Origin of the sequence: Sphingomonas sp. PAMC26645 (genome assembly GCF_004795835.1) — a bacterium.
Lineage (GTDB): Bacteria > Pseudomonadota > Alphaproteobacteria > Sphingomonadales > Sphingomonadaceae > Sphingomonas.
The window spans coordinates 4,052,905-4,071,088 of record NZ_CP039249.1 but is presented as its reverse complement, the minus strand read 5'-3'; the positions used below and the strand labels follow the sequence as shown (position 1 = coordinate 4,071,088).

Genomic DNA, 18,184 nt, shown 5'->3' with positions numbered 1-18,184 from the left:
TTCTGTCACGCATGGTCATCTGATCCTCTCCAAGCCCGGCCAGACGAGCACGTCTAGACATCCGATCGCCACGAGGGTGAGGACCAGCCCCGCGATCACGACAATCAGGCCGACCCCAACGAGACGCACGCCCGCACGGATCGGTCGCCAGACGGGGCGCCAAGGTGCTGGGCGCCGGCGTTGCGGCTCCTCGGCGAAGGTTTCAGGAGGACGACGCAGGAAGCGATCCCACAAGCCCCCGTCTGCAAGGTTCGCCTCGAGCTCGGCCATGTCGAAGCAGCTCGAGTGCCGGTAATTGGAGTCCAGCACGTTGATTGCAGCGACGTCGCTGAAGCCATGGCGCGCACCCGGGCCGGTCCCTGGGATGAAGAATTGCGCAAAGGGAACCGCGCAATCCCTGCCTCCGCAATGGTTGAAGATCGCCTCGATACGGCCCTGCGCAATTCGCTGTGACCAGTTATAGTCGGGTCGCACGACGCTGCCTGCTGCAATGACCCGACCGAACCGAAGGTCGTCGAATTCAGTGAGCGCAAGAAGCTGAACGAACAGCTGGCTCCCGAAGCTATGAATGACGATGTCGGGCGGCTCGGGAATCCTGCTAGCCTTGGCGTGGACCATCGCCGCGCGGATGGTGGTGCCAAGCCGCCGCGCCAGCGCGCGGTGGCGCCAGCGGACGAGGACGCTGAAGCGGATCAGCCCATATTTATAGACTAGAACGGGAGCGCTGTACTTGAGCTTGGTGGCGATGCGCCAGCTGAATTCCTGCTGCCACGGACCATGGGTATTGAACCCGTGAACCGCGATTAGCCAGGCGATGTCGCGCGTTCTGCGAACCTCCAGCCGATAAACGGTGCGGTGAACGACGCCCCCGTTATCGGCGAAGGCTTCGTCGCAGACGGGGCATTGCTCGCCAGCCGCAGCTTCCGCATCGAGCGGCTCCCCGCAATTGGGACAGGAGGCGATCTTCCGCGCCTCGGCGAGGCCGGCGGCCGCTGCAGCTTCGAGGAACTGTCGTGTCTTGGCTTCGTCAAACCCGAGCGCAGTGGCGAATAACGGCGGGTCGAGCTCGCTAGTCGTCCCGCTTGCGATACGCGCGAGCAGGGTATCGACCGCGACGTTGCCGAAGGCCGCCCTAAGCTCAGCCTCGCTCATGCATTAGACCAGATCACGCCGAGCACCTGGTAGACGTCCTCGCGCTTGCACTGCACCCAGATCCGTACGCGGCTTTCAAGGCCATAGCCCTGCACCTTCACGTTGCGGCTGAGACCCGGATGCTGATCAGGCATGAAATTGAACATTCCATCGGTGCCCGCGAAGCTCTTGTCATCGACGCCGCGCCGAGCCTCCCGTAGGGCCTGGACATCCGCAATGCCCCCCTCGCTCAACGTCGCGACGACATCGACATGCCCTCCGTCGGTCATCATGCGCGTCGATTGGACGACTGTGTCCTGCTTGAGGGTCATGGCCTTGAATGCCTCGCTCAGCGGAATCCGCACAGGATCGTTCTCGTAAATTCCGATGTGCTTGAGATCGTTCCGCACCAAGGTATGCACCTCCCCGTGCGTTTCGCCTTCGATGGGTAATTGAATCATCACCGAGCAATAGGGGTCCGCGAACCGCCAGGCGAAGCGCACCACGGCACGATCGAAGCGCTGCCGATAGGCATTATATTTGTAGAGCTCTCCATCGTCGTCGACCTGTTGGAAGTCCTTTGATGGCGCACGCTCCCAGCCGTCTGTTCCTTTGTGCCAGGCAAGGGATAGATGATCCGCAGCGAGTAAAACGCCGCTGAGCTCGAGCTCCGCCGGGAAGGCATAGCTGATCGCGGTTCCAACCAATTCGGCGTAGTCCGATCCTGCCAGCTTGCCCCCAATTTCTCCGACCGGGATCTTCGGCGGTTCGAAAAGGTAGATATGCTGGTTCCCCCAACCCTCGACTTCCGAGAGCCACTCCTCGATCATCGGTCGAGTCAGAGTGCCGGCGTCAATGGCGGCAAGAAGATTCTTTGAAAAATCCGCCTTGTTGGTGCCGATCTGAACCTTGTGCTTCCGCAGCAGCTCTTTGATAAACTCGTTGCCCTGAGTTAGAACGACGGAGCGAACCGCCTTCTTCAGTTGAGTCTTCTCACGCTTATCTTTTCCCGCTTCTGGCATCCTGCGTATCCCTCCCCAGAGATATTGAAGGCATCGTGGCGCGCAGACGAGTTTTTGTCACGGTTCGGAAAAGTTGTTTTTCGAGGTTCATCCTAGAAATCTGCCTATCTGCTTGCGGCCCACTTCCAGCCGTTCGGCGCGCCAACGCTAGGAAGGCAGCTATTGGCGGTCAACGGACTAGCAGCTTCTGGCATGACAACCTGATTAAGCGGTCACTAGTTGAACTGCCATCGGACCGCTCGGTCTTGGCGCGCTCGCAGCCGCGTGACAGAAGTCGGCATGACCAGCCGACCCAGGTATTCGTTCGAGAAGTTCACCCTCGATACGCTTCCCTGCCAGCGCACGGGTCGGCACTGACTCCGGCAGGACGATCCGCTACGATGGCGCGATGGAATTCCTCGCGCAGCAGATCAATCCGCCAGCATTCTGGGAGACGTTCGAGGAACTGTGCCGGGCGCTATTCGCGGCAATCTGGAACGATCCGCTGGCGCAGCGCCATGGCCGAGGCGGTCAGGTGCAGCATGGCGTCGACATCCACGGTGCGCGGCCCGACTGCCCCGGTGAGACGCTCGGCGTCCAGTGCAAGGGCAAGGATCGGAATTTCGGCAAGAAGGCGACAACGCGCGAATTCGATGCTGAGCTCGCCAAGGCGGAGGGCTTCGTGCCGACCCTGTCGGGCTGGACCTTTGCAACGACCTTTGCCGACGACGCCAAGCTCCAGGCGCATGCGCTGGCGGTGTCACGGCAGCGCATCGCCGCCGGGAAATTCCCGGTGAATGCGCTCGGCTGGAACAGTCTGGTGTCGCAGCTGGCCCAGCACCCGGCAATTATCGAGCAATTCTATCCCGGGCTTGGCGTCCAGCTGCCTCAATTGATGGCGGCGCTCGCGGCGTTGCCCGACCGGGTGATCGGCGCGCTCGGAACAGCGCCCCCGGACCAAGCCCAGGAAGCGTGGATCGATGAGCGCTTCGATCAGGCGCGCGATCTTGGCCCGGCGCTGCTCGGGCGGCCGCTCGGGGCTGCCGATGTCAGCGCCTGTCCCGAATTGCCCCAGGTCGACCGGCTGTGGCGCGAACTCGAAGCAGGGTTCAGCGCGCGGCTGGTAGCGACGGCGGGTGCCGGCAAGTCGGTGTGCGCATTGCAGTTGGCAAAGCGCGCCCATGACAAGGGCTGGCGGGTGCTGCGGCTCAAGGATTCCGCGGTTGGTGCCCTCGCGCTTGCACCCGGCGACCAGCCGACCCTGCACATCATCGACGATGCCCATCTGACGGACCCACAATTGCTGCGCCGTGCCGAGGAAGCTGCCGGCGCGACGCAGTGGCTATTGAGCGCCCACACGATCGCGGACGACAAGGCACCGCTCCCCGGCGCGATCCGCATCGATCCCGCACAGGCCGTGGCAGTCATCGCCGCCGGGCTGCGTGCCGATCTCCCGGCGACGGCGCGCATCGTCAAGCGTATCGACGACCGGATCGGAGATGCCATCGGCGACGAGGCGATCGAGGACCGGCTGGCTGCCGCCGCGACGGCGCAGCGGCCGTGGCAATTCTGCTTCATCCTCGGCGGCGGTTGGCGTCGGGCACAGCAATCGGCGGAGGACGCGCGCGCCGCCGATGCGGACCTGGTTCTCGCCGCGGCCGCGATCCGCCAGCTGGCGACACGCGATGCCCGCGCCCAGCCAGACGATCTGACGGGATTGTTCGATGCTGGCAGCATTGCCCCCCAGCAGCGGCTCCAGGCGACGACCTGGCTGATCGAGCGGCGCCTGTTGCTGGCGGAGGACGATCTCCGCTGCCCGCATCAGCGGCTGGCCACCGTCCTGATCGCGCGGGTGCTGGAGGGACAAACCAAGGAAGGGCGTGCCGCGATCGGCGCGATGGTCGATCACGTCATTGCGGCAGGCACCTATCCGCTCTCGGGCATCTCGGCGCTTCTCACCGAGCTGCGCATGATGGGCAATTTCCCGACGCGCTGGACGCACCTCGTCGATCGATCGCGGCTGCCCGCGCTGATCGCGCGCTGTTGGGGTGCCGAGAGCCCGGAGGCGCGGCGCAGCGCCGCTTGGCTCTTGTCCGAGCTGCAAAGCTATGTCGACGATTGGGCGGCGACGATCTCGCAAGGCTATGCGCAGGTCGCAGCAGACTGGTTCAGCGCGCCGCTGCCCGGCACCGGCTATGGTATCGGCCATCTGATCGGACAGATTGGCATGAAGGACGCGGCACTGGCACAGGGCGTCATCGCGCTGGCCGATCCGGTGCGAGTCGCGGCGGCGGTCAGCCAGGGCGATGCGGTGTTGGCCTGCGAGTCGGCAGGCATGGTCTCGTCCTGCATGCGCCATCGTCCCGATAGCTGGCGGACACGCTATCTCGCGGCGATCGACCGCGACGCGTGCCTCGCGACGATGCGGAGCTGGCCGCGCGACCATTATCTCTCCGCCGCCGGGAGCTTTTGCGAGCTGTTCACCTGGGACGACGAAGCATTCGGGCTCGACCTCATCGAAGCGTTGCTCCCCGCGATCGGCGAGGAGGTGCGCGTCCGGCCCTTCCACAGCTTTCACGAGCTCCATGACATGGTTTGGCACGCGCTGCGAATGTCGGACACGCTCGGCATCTATGCCGGCAAGAAGGGGCCGACCGCGCGGATGCGGGCCGTGGCGGCACAGCTGGCGGCGTGTTGGACGCCGGAGGAGCTGGCCGCGCAGGTCTCCGCGATCAACCGCCGCGACTTCCAGACCGCGGCGTGGCTGCTCGGCTTCATCGGCGAGGTCTCCAAACGCCAGTTCGAGGCAACCGTCGCCCATATCGACTGGGCGCGGATCGACCGGACGATCGGCGATGCTTGGGGCGCGATGTACCATGAAGTCGCAATATTCCTGCAGGTTGCCTTCCATGCCGCGTCGGCCAAGGCATCGATCCGGGCGATGATCGCCGCACATCTTGATGAGATGGAGCCGTTGTCGGTGCGCCTGGCGATGCTGGCGCCTAAGACCGCCGCGCGTCAGGTCATCGCCGGAAAGACAGTCGGTCTCGCTAGCCATGGCCATTTCCACTGGCGGATGAGCGCGGCGGTTGTCGCCCAGCTCGTCAACCCCCACCCCGACCTGCTCGAGCCGATGATCGCACCGCATGTCGCGGCCGCGAGCGCACAGCTTGGGCGCAAGACCCAGCCCTTTTTCGACAAGCCGCTGCTGTTCCTGCGGCTCGCCCGGCAAATGGCCCCTGTCGGCTTCGAGCGGATCATGGCGGGGATCAATCCCGACGGGGCCGAGGCCGGCTGGACGGCGGCGCTTCAGGGTGCGGATGCCAGGCAGCATGCATTGACCGGCGACCGCCGTCAGAGGCGCGCTGACCGCGAGAGCGCCGCCTGGCTGGTCGAGGGGGCGCTCGAACGCGACGATGCGCTTGGCGAGGTCGCGCGGCGGGTTCGCGCGCGCTTTCCGCAGCGGTCGCTGCCGCCCGCGAAGCTGCTCCAGCCGTTCACCTAGACATCAGATACTCTGGCGCGCGACGCCCTCGAGCTCGGCGATCTCAGCCAGCAGATAACCGATATAGCTGCGGGTCAGGTTTCGGGAGGGCGCCGTGCGAAAGTGAACAGCCAAATTTGGGCGCGAAGCAGCCCATGCGAGGTCGAGATGAACGAGCGTCCGCTTTTGGGAAGCTCGGAGGTCGACCTAAATGGCCGAGTGTGGGTCGTCGCTTGACCTGCCTCGTTTAAGCATGATCTTACGCCGGGGCAAAGCGAACGGAGTTTCCATGTCGGATGCACAGGCGTACCTCATTGGCGGTGAAAGCGATGGAGACGGCATAGACGAACGTGTTTTCAAGCTCCGACGTCAGTATGGACGCGGCAGATGGGAGGACTACGAGCACATCGACCTAGGTGCCGGCTTCCCATTCGTACTTCGTGCAGCAACCAACCCGCTCAACCGAGATGAAGTCATCGCGCGGCTTCAAGCTCTCGGCCTTGCTCCACCTATAACCGGGTAACGTTACATACTTTGTGCGATCGGCTCTCGTATCTGTAAGATGAATGATCGTCCGGGGTCGGGGAGTGCCTAAGGCGGGCTCAACGTCCACAACTAGGTCGGTCGTCGAATACAAGCAGCTATCTTGCACTTGCCCTTGCAATAGCGGCGCGATAGCGGGTGACGAGGCGATTACACTGCGCGACATCAAAGTTGAGTTCAATGTCGTTTAACGCATCGTCGAACGACTTCAGATAATAATCCCGAGTGCGCGGGCTATCGGATTTACCAAACTCCGCGACCAACGCGTCCGAGCGCGCCTTGCCGATCCGCTTCCGGCACGCGCCCGCCACCATCATCATGTCACCCCGGGCCTGGATCGCCGGAGTCTGCCAACTTGCCAGCCCCCCAGCTTCCAACATGCCGTCGGCTGTATCTGTGGCAGCGCGATCAAGATCGAAACCGGACGGCGCGGTGATGACCTGCAAGAAGATGGGGTCCCGAGTAGCAACAAGACAGGTTTGCCCATAGCTGCGCAGGATCGATCCGATTTGGCGAAGCTGGGCGTCGGTCTTCGCGTTAGCCGACGCCGTCTCGAGGTCCACCTTGAGGACGTTTGATTGTCGCTGGATCGAAGCTAGCTTCAGCCGCTCGATCGCCGCCGGAGCGAGTAACTACGCCGACGTCTCAGTTGCGAACGCACCCTCGACTTTATCGGGCAAAGCGGGATCGACCATCATTCCGAGTTTGCGGCAAATCGGCGCCGTGACCACGAACCGTGAGACCTCGTCGATCCGGTCTTGCTGCGCTTGGCTCTGCGCGAATGCAGGCGTAGCCGCGGTAACAATAGCGAGTGCTGCGAGGCTGATCCTCAGTTTCATTCGACTGTCCCGCCTCCTACGACACCAGCGTTGGCCGCTGGACTTTGTTCAGACCTACGCGCCTCGCGGCGATGGCGAAAGCCGCGTCGAGACATGAAGGAATATTTGACGTCGGGGGGCAGAAGTCCTCACGAAAGGCCGAATATGGGTCTCTCATCGGTAGTTCGGCCGCGGCAGTTCACGCCCAAAATGCGTCGTTCGCGGGTCGCCCTTTCAACGACAGATTCTGCTAAAACATGCCGCTTGAACGGCGTGTAATCGTCTGGAAGCATGCGCCCCAAATACGGTCGTTCCGGTGGTCGGTGAATCATTCTGAATGCTGTTATCGATAAAGTTTAGCGGCTGGCGAGATCGATCCAATTTGAAGCTATTATTGCTCTGGATAGACAACCTCTTACGGCGCTATCCTACCTCCACGGGGGGGACATGGCGCTTTCATTCTACGAGGCAAAACAACGGCTTCTATCTGGCCTGCCGGTCACTTGGCCGAAGTTCGGCAACCATAAGGCAGGATCAGTGCACCTCGCCTCCGCTGGCGGGAGGCGCCTATTTCACTTCCTGCTCACCTGCGAGCAATCCAAAGTGGCCGACGCGCACGAAAGCCTCTTCGACGATCTGATTGCGGCTTGGGAGCTTGAGACCTTCGATCCTGCGACCGAGACGGAACAGAGCGGGACGGCAACGAATGCCGGCCCTTGGCGCCTGGCCCGAATTGAAACTAGCGGCTTCGGCGGATTGAATCAGGTCGGGGGTCCCTCCTTTTCCGTACCGTTCGACGGGGCAAACTGGTGTCTCGAGGGTCAGAACGGATCGGGCAAGACGTCGCTGGCCAGCGCGATCATCTGGGCGATGACCGGTTATCGTTGCCGCGACCAAGATGGGCTGCATCTCGAGACCGGAGTCCGAACTCCGGTGGAGAATGATGCTGGCTCCGCGATCGGGAACTGGCCCTCCATTGTGTCCTATCCGACCAGCGCGATCGCGTTGGCCGGCGCTGCCGAGACCTGGGTCCGACTGACCTTCCACGATCCGGCCGGCAACACCGCCCATGCATACCGCAGACTGCTGGCCGCGCCGGGCATCCAGCCCGTGATCGAGGTGGACATTTCGGCCGACCTCTTGATGGCGCCTCAGCTGCTGGAGGTCGGACTCCTAATGCCGGCTCGCCTTTCCCGTATCGGCTTTGGCGAGCGCAGCCAGTCGATCTACGATGCGGTCAAACTCCTAACCGGGCTCGATCAGCTCGCCGCCATCGCCGATGGCGCGGCCAACTTCACCCATCGGTCCAAGCGCTTTCTCAAATATACTCTGGACAAGGGGGGCGACACCATCGCGGCGCGCCTCGAAGCCGCTCTTGAACGCGCGTCTCAAACAGCGGTCGCGATCGACCTCAACCTGAAGGTCGCGGGCAAGCGCGAGGACACGGGCTACGCCCAGGAGCTCCGCGACGTCGCGAAGACAGCATCGGACCAAGCGGCTGCACACCTCGCCGTGCTGACCTCGGAGATTGCATCGACACTCGAAACGGCAAACGCGGACGATCGCGGCAAGATCAGAGCTGCGGTCAACTCAGCGCGCGCGATCTTGGGCGACAGTTCCAAAGGCATCGATGTTTTCTCGGCCTGGAAGGCGCTCGCAAATGCTCCGGCAGACACGCAGTTTCAGGCGCTGCCAAGTCTGCTTACCGAGGCAAAGGCCCGGGTCGCCGAAGCGATGCTTTGGGACAAGCGACAGGCTAAAGATCAAAAGCTACGGTTGAAGGCGCTGGCGTCCCGCTTCTACGAACCGGCGTCGCATACTCACGAGATCGCCGATTGCCCTTTGTGCGAGGGAAAGCTGACCGGCGAGAAGCGCGTTGCGCTCGCCGACGAGCTTGCCGCCTTGAAGCAGGCGGCGTCGGTCGCAGAGCGAAGACTGGCCGACGTTTGTACCGAGCTCGAGAAGTCGATCCGCGATTCCGTGCCGCCGGCCGTCGACGCCCATTTCGACACCTTGTCGGCGATGCAGCCGCGTGATGCCTTTTCGGAGGCTGCCAAGCAGGTGTTCGTCCAAGGGGCGCCATTCTCGACTGTCCTTACCGGCGTAGCGGCATTCGCGTCAGATGCGGTCGACGGCATAACGCAGAAGCTGCCCGCCTTCGTGCACACAATGACGTTGCCTGATTCGACCTCGCCGTCAGTGGCATCCGGGCTGCTGGACTATATCGCCAAGGTAGAGCGTGTGATGGCGCTGGCTGAATGGTGGCAGACACATCGGCCCCAGTTCGTCTCCGGCTGGCGCGAGATGGCGGGCAGCGCGGCCGAGGAAGGAACCTACCCGGCCGATTCTATCGAGGGCAGGATTCAGGGACTGGAAGCGGCCTTGGAGCGCGCTGCCCCGCTCGATCAACTCGCCAAGGACCTGGGAACGGCCGCGAAGGAAGCTGATCTGTGGCTTCCGATCCACGAGCAGCAACGCATTCGGGAAGGGATAGCCACGGCGCTGATGCCTCTGAAGGATCTACGTCTGCTCGTCGCCGCGCAGACTGCAGGATCGATCTCGGCGCTTTCCGAGCGGATGAAAGCAATCCTGGGGCGGATCCATTTCAAGGAGCGACTGTCGTTCGAGGATGCAGTCCTGGCGAAAAAAGGGGTCCTCATCGCCGGCAGCTTTGATCCCGGTGTGCGTGTCGACGCGTCCGTGGTCGCCAACAGCTCTTGGTTGCGCGCGATCCTTTGGGCCTTCGTGCTCGCTGTGCGCGAGCAAGCCATCATCGACGCTGGCGCCAATCCATTTCCTTTGATGCTGCTGGACGATCCTCAGGTCACGTTCGATCCGCGCAACAAACGCAAATGGGCCGAGGAGATCGCCAGGCTGGGCAAGGCAGATCCGATCGACATCGCGGGCGCGCAGCTCCTCATGATCACCCATGAGCGCCAGTTTTTTCAGATGCTGGTCAACTCGGAAAAACTGCCCGGCCAGCAGGGCCTGGTGGTGCGCCTCTGCAACGCTTCCAAGGTGGCGACGATCATATTCGGGGACTCTCTCGCCAGCGCTTTCGCCGACGCACAGGCCTCGAACGACGACCAGAAGGGACATGCCTATGTCCAGAAGGTCCGCATCTATCTGGAAGATCTGCTAAAGATCATGCTTCGTGCCGAGGATCCGGACATCGTCAACAAGACCTTGGACGATCTCGCCACGCTGATGAAGGCGCGGCGTACTGCGAGCGTGCCGCCATTCACCAACCCGTCCTTTGGCAAGCTGCTCGAATATATCGCAGGCGGCGGTGGCGGTAAGGCGATGCAGCATATCAACGAGGCACATCATCATTTCGACGGCACGATCGGTGTCGCGCAGGCGATCGACGTCAGGAAGTTCTGGGAAGAGAGGGTCGAATCAAGGCTTCACACCTGCTTCAAGATCTTTGCTGAATTCGAGGCCCATGTGGGCGAGCCACGCTTGTTCGCCTGGATGGACAATGTGGTGGAGTTCCCGACCACTGATCCCGCTGACCTCAAAGCCGTGCCGCTTTTCTATACCGGCATCGCCGCGGCGGCGAGGACCGATGGGCGCGCGGGTGACGGCCTGATCACGATGGCGGACTTGCCGGAAGCTCAGCAGGTTACGCTGTACAACCACGCCGCCTTTCAGCTGGCCGCGGGAACGCTCGACCCGGTGGCTGATATCGGCGACGTGATCATAGTGAGCAACTATGCAAAAGTGCATGAGCGCAATCTGGTCGTCACCTCGTTTCAGGACCAGCTGCTCGCGCGTCGGTACAACGAAGCCGAAGTGCATCCGCACATCGCCGTTCTGACGGGCCAAGCCACCGATCCGACATCGCTCGCTCAACCCGTGATCGCTCCAAAAGAGCAGATACATATGCGGAAGATAGTCGGTACGCTCTTCGCGAAACACCGGCTCCCGGTGCCGCCCAAGGCGAACAATGTCGAGTTCCTTCCGCTCGCCGATTTCACGGCGATCCACGCACTGCTCCAGAACGCCAAACTGTTTCAGGTCGAGGGGCGCAGTGCGGAACCCGTGGCTCTGGATGGCCAGTACATCATCACCCATCCGATCCTGATGACGAGCGCGGCGATTGGACAATTGGCGGGGCGGCTGGTGATCGCCATCGACGATGCCGGCGCCCGGTACCTCAAGCGGTTTCGACCGCACGGCCAGATGATTGTTCTCGAGAGCCTCAACCCGGATGGGACGACGCAGGCCGAGTTGCTAAGTTTCGGCGGGGAACAGGGGTTACCTAAATTGACGATGCTGATGGAGGTCGTCGGAATTCTTTTCGAGCTGCCTTCATGAGGTGCCGGCCTTGCCGCTTGGGCAAGATCGCAAACGTCCGCTTCCATCGGAAGCTGCCCTTCGGCGCCCGCCGCTGGAATGGCCGCAAAGTCCCAAATCTTGCCGGTCAGACTGCCTCCCGCGAGATGAACGAGCGGTCGAAGTTGGGGAAACCGAAAGAGCCTGTGAGTGACCGGGTCTGGGTCACGGCAGCTGATGCGACGAGAGAGGCGAATAATCATACGTCCTTCGGTAGGAAGAGACGGCATTCCACCTTAACGGCATCGACCGAGCTCCGATGCCGTTTCCATCAAAAGCGCCGGCGGATCGTGCCGAACACCTGTCGCGGCGATCCCGCCTGCATGGTGTTGTTGAGCGAGGCTGCAGTGTTGAAGAACTGGCCCGAGCCGAGCGCCGCGATGTATTTCTCGTCGGTCAGGTTCACCGCGTTGACCTGAATCTCAACGCCGGCCAGTGCGCTGCTCGCTGGGAAGCGATAGCCGACAGCAGCGTCGAACAGCGTGTAGCCCTTGACCGTCACGTCGCCGGTATAGGTGACGTTGCGCCGCGAGGTGTAGGCGCCCGCGACATTGCCGAAAAACATGCCATCATCGTAATTGATCTCGCCTTTGGCGAGGTGCGCGGGGGTATCGACGGTGCGGACGCCCCTAGTGGGCACGAATGCGGCGCCGTTGACGGTGTCGTCGTCATAGGTGCTGTCGTTGTACGAATACGAAGCAATGAGAGCGAGCGGGCGGGCGACCTGATACGTCGCGCCGATCTCGACGCCGCGGCTGGTCACGCTACCGACGTTTTGCAGAATGCTCGGGTTGCCGAGGATGTTTGCGCCGCTGAACGCCGCGAGCAGCCGGTTCTTGAACTTAACGTCGTAGCCCGCGATCACACCGCGCAGCTTGCCGAGATCAAACCGCCAGCCTGCTTCGATCGTACGGGAGGTTTCGGGTTTCAGCGTATCGCGGATCGCCTCGAAGCCGACCTGCGTCGTGCCAAAGGGTCCGCGGAACGAGCTGATATAGGCGCGCATGTTCTCGGCATAGTTGGCGAAGAACTCCTGCCGCCCGAGCTTGAAGGTCGCGCCGACCTGAGGCTGGAACCAGTCCTTGGCCGCGATCTTGCCGTTGATGAAGGGGGTGCCGAACGTGGTCGTGATGCCGTTGGAAACGCGCGTGCCCTTGAAACCGCCGGCAATCGTAAGCGCCTCGAGGATTTTCCAGCTGTCGCTGACGAAATACTGATTGGTGACGGTGGTGAGGTCGGTCAGGAAGTCGCTGCGGAACGGATTGGCCAGGAAGTCGGTCACGTCGGGACGGTTCGTCAGGCTGGCTGCGTAGTAGTTGCGGTTGGTGCTGGCGCGATTGTCCTCATGCCAATAGCCGATCTGCAGCGTGTGATCACCCAGCCGAGCCGTCGCGTTGGCAATGCCACCGTCGCGCTTGATGCCGTATTCGGTGGTGCGAACCGACAACGCGAAGCCGTCGGGCGAGAACACGGCTGGGGTATAGATGCCGCCACTGCCCTTATCGTAATGGTGGTAGTAGGTTGCAGTCGTATCGAGCCAGTCTGCGATCGGCATGTCGAGCGTCATGGCGCCGAGCCAATCACGACGTACGCCGCCGCTGTCGTAATAGGTATCGTTGACGTTGGTGTACGGCGTCGGGAACACAACGCCAGCGGTCGGGAAGGGCAGTGCCCGATTGGCGGCGCGCGCGGTCTGGTTCGCACTCACCTGGGACAGCTGAATGGCGGTCGCATAGTCCGGCCGCAGGAAATCGAGGCCATAGCCGATCCGGCCCAGCGTCGCCGGCGACAGATCGGCATAGTTCCGCTCCTTGTGGAGCGAGTAGTTGAGCCAGCCCGTCAGTGTTGCGTCGCCAAGCTTCTGGACGATCTTGCCGTTCACCTTGGTATCCGACTGGTTGCCGTAGCCCTTCCACTTGCTGGCGTCGTGGACCACGCCCGAGACCGACAGCAGCGTGCCCGTCGACAATTCACCACTGTCGATACGGCCGTACAGATGAACGGTATCGTACATACCGTAGGTCAGTGCGACCTCACCACCTGCCACCTGTGACGGCGCGCGCGAGACGAATTCCAGGTTGCCGCCAAGATTGCTGGTCGAGGCAATGCCTAGTGAGCCGGCGCCCTGCGACACGTCAACGCGCGCTATATTCTCAGCGGCGATCGCACGGCTGACGTGGAGGCCATTATGCCCGTTGTAGAACATGTCGCCGAGGGGGACGCCGTCAAGCGTGTAGCCCATCTGGCTCTGATTGAAGCCGCGCACCGACAGGCGCGTGCCGAGCTCGTAGCTGCCGAACGGATCTGAACTCTGAAGCGCGACGCCGGGCAGGCGGGCGACGGCCTTGAGCGGCGAACTGCCCGGTGGGAGGATTTCGATCGCCTTGCGCGAGACGGTCTGTTCCTGACGAACTTTTCCGGTGCCGTAGACGACGATCTCGCCGTTGGTGTCGGGCGCGTCCTGCGCGGGAGCGGCGTCGGACGACGTCTGGGCAACGGCGGGGCTGGCGACGGCCAGCGTCGCACTGACCGAGGCGAGCAAAAGCGTCTTCGAAATCACTGGGGTTCCCGCCTGATGAGACTGTGTAGCGTCACCGCTCGAGCAGTGATCGTTGCCGTCCGACTAGATAGGTTTCAGGACCCTTTCATTACGATGACGCTACGGATTTATGACGAATTCGCCAATTGTCACGATCCGGTCACGTGCCATGGATAGCGCTACGATCATGGCGCGTCCGGACATCCTTTGGCATCGTCGAGCGCTGATCGGCGCGATGGCATCGCTTGCGGTGCTGCCGACGATCGCCGTCGATGCCGGAGCGCGGGCTTACGCCGATCCATTCGCGCTCGGTGTCGCCAGCGGGGATCCCAGTGCCGATGGCTTCGTGCTGTGGACCCGGCTTGTCGGCACGCAGTTGGAGCCGTTGCAGGCGGCGGCCATCGTAGTGCGGTACGAGATTGCAACGGATGCCGCGTTCCGCGGGATCGTGCGGACCGGGAGGGGGCTAGCGCACCCCGAGCGCGCGCATGCGGTGCATGTCGAGGTTATCGGGCTGCCCGCCGGACGCCCCTACTGGTACCGTTTTCATGCGCTTGGCGCGACGAGCCCGGTCGGTCGCGCGGTGACAGTGCCGCGGGTCGCGGACCGGTTGCGGCTTGCCGTGACGTCATGCCAGCACTGGGAGCAGGCGCGGTTCGGTGTCTACCGCGATATCGTCACTGCCGAGCCCGACCTGATCCTGCAACTCGGCGATTATATCTACGAACAAAGCTATCCCGACGTACCGCGCGTCCGCGATTTCGGCGCGCCTGAGCCGCGCGACGTTGAGGGCTATCGACGACGCCATGCGCTCTACAAGACAGATCCGGACCTGCAGTTGGCCCATCGAGCCTGCCCGTGGGTGGTGACGTGGGACGATCACGAGGTGCTGAACGATTATGCCGGGCTCGCCAATCGCGAGGGCCTACCGCCGGCGGTGTTCGCTGCCCGGCGTGCTGCGGCGTACCAGGCATATTTTGAACATATGCCGATCCGCCCAAGCCTGTGGCGCGGACGGCGTGAGGCCCACCTGTATCGCGCGGTCGACTGGGCGGACCTCGCGTCACTGTCGGTGCTGGATACGCGCCAATATCGTAGCTCGCCGCCCTGTGCTGCGCCAAACGTTGCGCGAAACGTGCGGCTAATTGACTGTGCAGAAGCCGCAGCGCCGTCTCGCACGATCATGGGCGACGCGCAGGAACGTTGGCTATCCGACCGTCTGGCGGGCGAGATGCGTCCCTGGACGATTGTCGCGCAACAGGTGTTTTTTGCTCCGCTTTGGCTCGACGGCGCGCATCGGTCGACGTTCAGCGATCAGTGGGATGGCTATGTGGCGAACCGCAACCGGGTGCTGCACGCGATGACGCGCCCGGCCGTACGGAATCCGATTGTGTTGAGCGGCGACGTGCACTCCTTCTGGGTGAATGATCTTGATGGTCCGAGCGGTTCGGCAATCGGAAGCGAGATTGTCACGTCGGCCCTAGCGGCCGCGTCGCCGCCAGTCGGCCGGTTCGGCGACGTCGATCGCAACAATCCGCATGTTCGTTTTCACGACGTCGAGCAGGCAGGTTGGGCGAAGCTAGATTTCGACCACTACAAGCTACGCGTCGATATGCGGATCATTGTCGACCGAGCGGATGCTGGCAGCGCAATACGATCATTGGGCACGTTCACGACGCAATCAGGCTCGCGAAGGATGGAAAGGGATTAGTTTCTGCCGCGTGGCGGTAGCAAGATGAACAAGCGTCCGGTTGGGAGAAGCGGCAATGACGCCGCGAGTGTCCGCTTGTGGGTCATGGAACATTGCAAATTCTTGGTGAGCTCGGCCCGGGCTCGTCGACATATCCCCCCTAAAACCGCAACGAACTTTCGACACCGAACTCCTGTGGCCGACCGGGTGTGTAACGGTCGATGCCAAAGCCGCCGAAATACCCCGTACGGGCCTGCTGCGTCACCTTGTCCAAGACGTTGGTACCGTAAACGCCGATCCGCCAGCGCCCGTCAGCGTTAGGCGAATAGTCGAGCCGGAATCCAACCAGGGCATAAGCCGGCAAGCGGCAAACATAGTCGGCCCCTGACTGGCACGCGGGCTTCTTGCCGACACCGCGGACGTCGACACTGGGTGTCACAAGCCCACCTCCAACATGCAGATCATAGGCTACGGCCGCGCTGTATGTGTATTTCGGTGCGGAATTGACCGGCGTATCGAGCGTTAGCGTTACGGCGTTCGGGCGAATGCTGTCATAGCCCTGCGTCAGATACGAGACGTTGCCCCGTACCGTCAGATCCCGCACCGGCCGCAGCACGAATTCGCCTTCGAACCCTGCCTCGTGAGCAGACGCCGCGCTCTGAACCTGGCGCGTAGAGACGTTGCCGACCAGGACGTTCACGCTCGCCTGGATGTCGGTGTACTTCTGATAGAAGCCAGAGAGGTTGATCACCGCCCGCCGGTCGAGAAGGTCGAGCTTCACGCCGGCTTCGTACGACCACAGCTTTTCGGGGTCGTAGGAAGACGGGAAGCGTCCGTCGGCTGAAGGGCCGCCCAATTGCTGGTTGAAGCCGCCGGAATTGTAGCCCTGTGCGGCAGTCAGATAGGTGAACACCGTGTCGGACCAGCGATAGGAAAGCTGAAGCTTCGGATCGAAGCCGTCCCAGTGATCGGTATCGCGCGCAGTGAATGGGGCACCACCGCAGTCGGCGATGCCTCCGAGAAAGTCGCCGTTGAAATAGCCGCACTGCGTCGGCACGCCGTTGTAGAAAAACGTGTTCTCCCGGCCGGCGAAGAAGACGTAGCTGGAGCCCGTTTTGCGATCATAGGTGTAACGCCCGCCGAGAGTGGCCTCAAGTTTCGGCGTGATCTTGTACGACGCCTGCGCGAAGGCTGCGTAGCTGCGATACTTGAGCGAGGCGTCGTAGACGTAGCCAAGCGGATCGATCCAGTCGGGTCCGGTATCCTGGAGGAAGTCCGTCTTCTGCTGGAAATAGAAGGCGCCCGCGAGAAACGTCAGGCGGTCGTCCAGGATGGTGCCCCCGATCGTAAGCTCCTGCGTGAACTGCGTGCTGCGAGTGTCATCATACTCCGCGTAGATGTCATTCGGGGCGTCGTTCACTGGCGTGTAGAACTGGGCGTGCGAGCGGCGATACGCGGTGATCGAATGCAGGGCGATGCCGCCGCCCAGATCATATCCGAGACGGCCGTTTAGTGTCGTTGCGTCGGTGTCGTTGAAGGGGCCACGGCCCGCATAACGAGAGATACCGCCTGCATCGCCACCGCGCGCGATGTCTGTCACGGCCGCGCTCGTTGGCGCAAGGAGAGTGGCGCCGCCATAGACGGTGTAGTCCTTCCCCAACACGGGATAGGCCGTGCAATAGGGGACGGCGTGCAGGGCATCGTAGTTTTGAATGTATCCCGCCGTGGAAAGGCAGCCAACGGGTATGGTCGCGCCGCCATCGGTCTTCGACCGGTTATACTCGCCGAGCAGATCGATCGTGAGGGGCCCGCCCTTGTCGACACGCAGCTGAAGGCGGCCCGACTGATTGTTGACGTTCCCGCTGCGGTCGTCGTCCAGAACGTGCTTGATATAGCCGCGTACGCTCTGCGTGCGAAAGCTTGCCCGGGCATAGATACCATCGGTCAGCGGCACGTTGAGCGCACCCTCGGTATCGATCCGCCTGAAGCTGCCAGCGCGGACCTGCGCATAGCCTTCAAACCGATCGGTCGGACGCTGCGTCGTGAGCAACACCGCGCCTGCCGTCGTGTTCTTACCAAACAGCGTTCCCTGCGGGCCTTTTAGGACCTGCAGCGACGCGACGTCGTAGAAGTAAAGGTCGTTGCCTTCTTGCCGGCTGACGTACATCTCGTCGACGTAGAAGCCGGCCTTTGTGTCCGAATTGACCTGATTGAAGGTCTGTCCGATCCCGCGAATGGTAAAGCTCGTGCCGCCGGACAACAGGGGTACCAGTTCGAGATTGGACACGGCGCCGCGCAGATCCTGGAAGTTGCGGATGTTCTGCTGGACGAGGTTCCTGCCCGACAGGACCGTCGCGGAAACCGGCGTGGTCAGCAGACTCTCTTCCCGGCGGCGAGCGGTGACCGTGATCTCGCCGACGTCGTCCGTAGGGGCGGCTTCAGCCGCGTTGGGCGACTGCGCGATCGACTGCGCGGTAACTGGCGAAGCTGCCATGCCTGCAATCAATGCAAGCGCCGAGAGCGCGCGCGTCGTCGACGACGGATGTGCTGCCATGATACCCCTTTATGTCAGCGTTTGCCGCGCTTGCCCTGTATGGCGATATCCCTATGCTGACAGTGGGGATTGTGGACAGAGCTTTT

The 18,184-nt window shown here is 62.5% G+C and carries 9 protein-coding genes; 3 read left to right on the top strand and 6 right to left on the bottom strand.

Annotated elements, in window-relative coordinates; all coding sequences use genetic code 11:
• Positions 1-15: 15 nt before the first annotated feature.
• Both E5673_RS18565 and E5673_RS18560 read right to left on the bottom strand, forming a co-directional pair.
• Positions 16-1,152: a hypothetical protein gene (locus E5673_RS18565; protein ID WP_136191145.1), complete on the bottom strand. Its 1,137-nt coding sequence runs from the start codon at positions 1,150-1,152 to the stop codon at positions 16-18.
• On the bottom strand, positions 1,149-2,153 hold the full coding sequence (locus E5673_RS18560; protein WP_136191144.1) for a hypothetical protein: 1,005 nt from the start codon (positions 2,151-2,153) through the stop codon (positions 1,149-1,151). Before E5673_RS18560 ends, E5673_RS18565 begins: the two co-directional genes overlap by 4 nt.
• 388 nt (positions 2,154-2,541) lie before the next feature.
• Between E5673_RS18560 and E5673_RS18555 the strand changes: the two genes are divergently transcribed.
• Positions 2,542-5,637 (top strand): hypothetical protein, encoded by a 3,096-nt coding sequence (locus E5673_RS18555; protein WP_136191143.1) that lies wholly within the window; start codon positions 2,542-2,544, stop codon positions 5,635-5,637.
• A 620-nt stretch (positions 5,638-6,257) separates the two neighbouring features.
• On the opposite strand, the gene E5673_RS18550 is transcribed toward E5673_RS18555, so the two are convergent.
• Both E5673_RS18550 and E5673_RS18545 read right to left on the bottom strand, forming a co-directional pair.
• The gene (locus tag E5673_RS18550; RefSeq protein ID WP_136191142.1) at positions 6,258-6,722 is read right to left on the bottom strand and encodes a hypothetical protein; all 465 of its coding nucleotides are present in this window, start codon (positions 6,720-6,722) and stop codon (positions 6,258-6,260) included.
• 69 nt (positions 6,723-6,791) lie between these two features.
• Positions 6,792-6,998, bottom strand: a complete 207-nt coding sequence (locus E5673_RS18545) for a hypothetical protein (RefSeq protein WP_136191141.1) — start codon at positions 6,996-6,998, stop codon at positions 6,792-6,794.
• A gap of 426 nt (positions 6,999-7,424) precedes the next feature.
• Between E5673_RS18545 and E5673_RS18540 the strand changes: the two genes are divergently transcribed.
• Entirely contained in the window at positions 7,425-11,297 is a 3,873-nt protein-coding gene (locus E5673_RS18540) for a hypothetical protein (RefSeq protein ID WP_136191140.1), read from the top strand.
• A 289-nt stretch (positions 11,298-11,586) separates the two neighbouring features.
• Here the strand turns inward: E5673_RS18540 and E5673_RS18535 are convergent, their stop codons facing one another.
• Positions 11,587-13,875: a TonB-dependent receptor gene (locus E5673_RS18535; RefSeq protein WP_136191139.1), complete on the bottom strand. Its 2,289-nt coding sequence runs from the start codon at positions 13,873-13,875 to the stop codon at positions 11,587-11,589.
• A gap of 148 nt (positions 13,876-14,023) precedes the next feature.
• On the opposite strand from E5673_RS18535, the gene E5673_RS18530 reads away from it, so the two are divergent.
• Positions 14,024-15,565: an alkaline phosphatase D family protein gene (locus E5673_RS18530; RefSeq protein WP_168711675.1), complete on the top strand. Its 1,542-nt coding sequence runs from the start codon at positions 14,024-14,026 to the stop codon at positions 15,563-15,565.
• A gap of 139 nt (positions 15,566-15,704) precedes the next feature.
• On the opposite strand, the gene E5673_RS18525 is transcribed toward E5673_RS18530, so the two are convergent.
• Entirely contained in the window at positions 15,705-18,098 is a 2,394-nt protein-coding gene (locus E5673_RS18525) for a TonB-dependent receptor (protein ID WP_247599477.1), read from the bottom strand.
• Positions 18,099-18,184 lie beyond the last annotated feature (86 nt).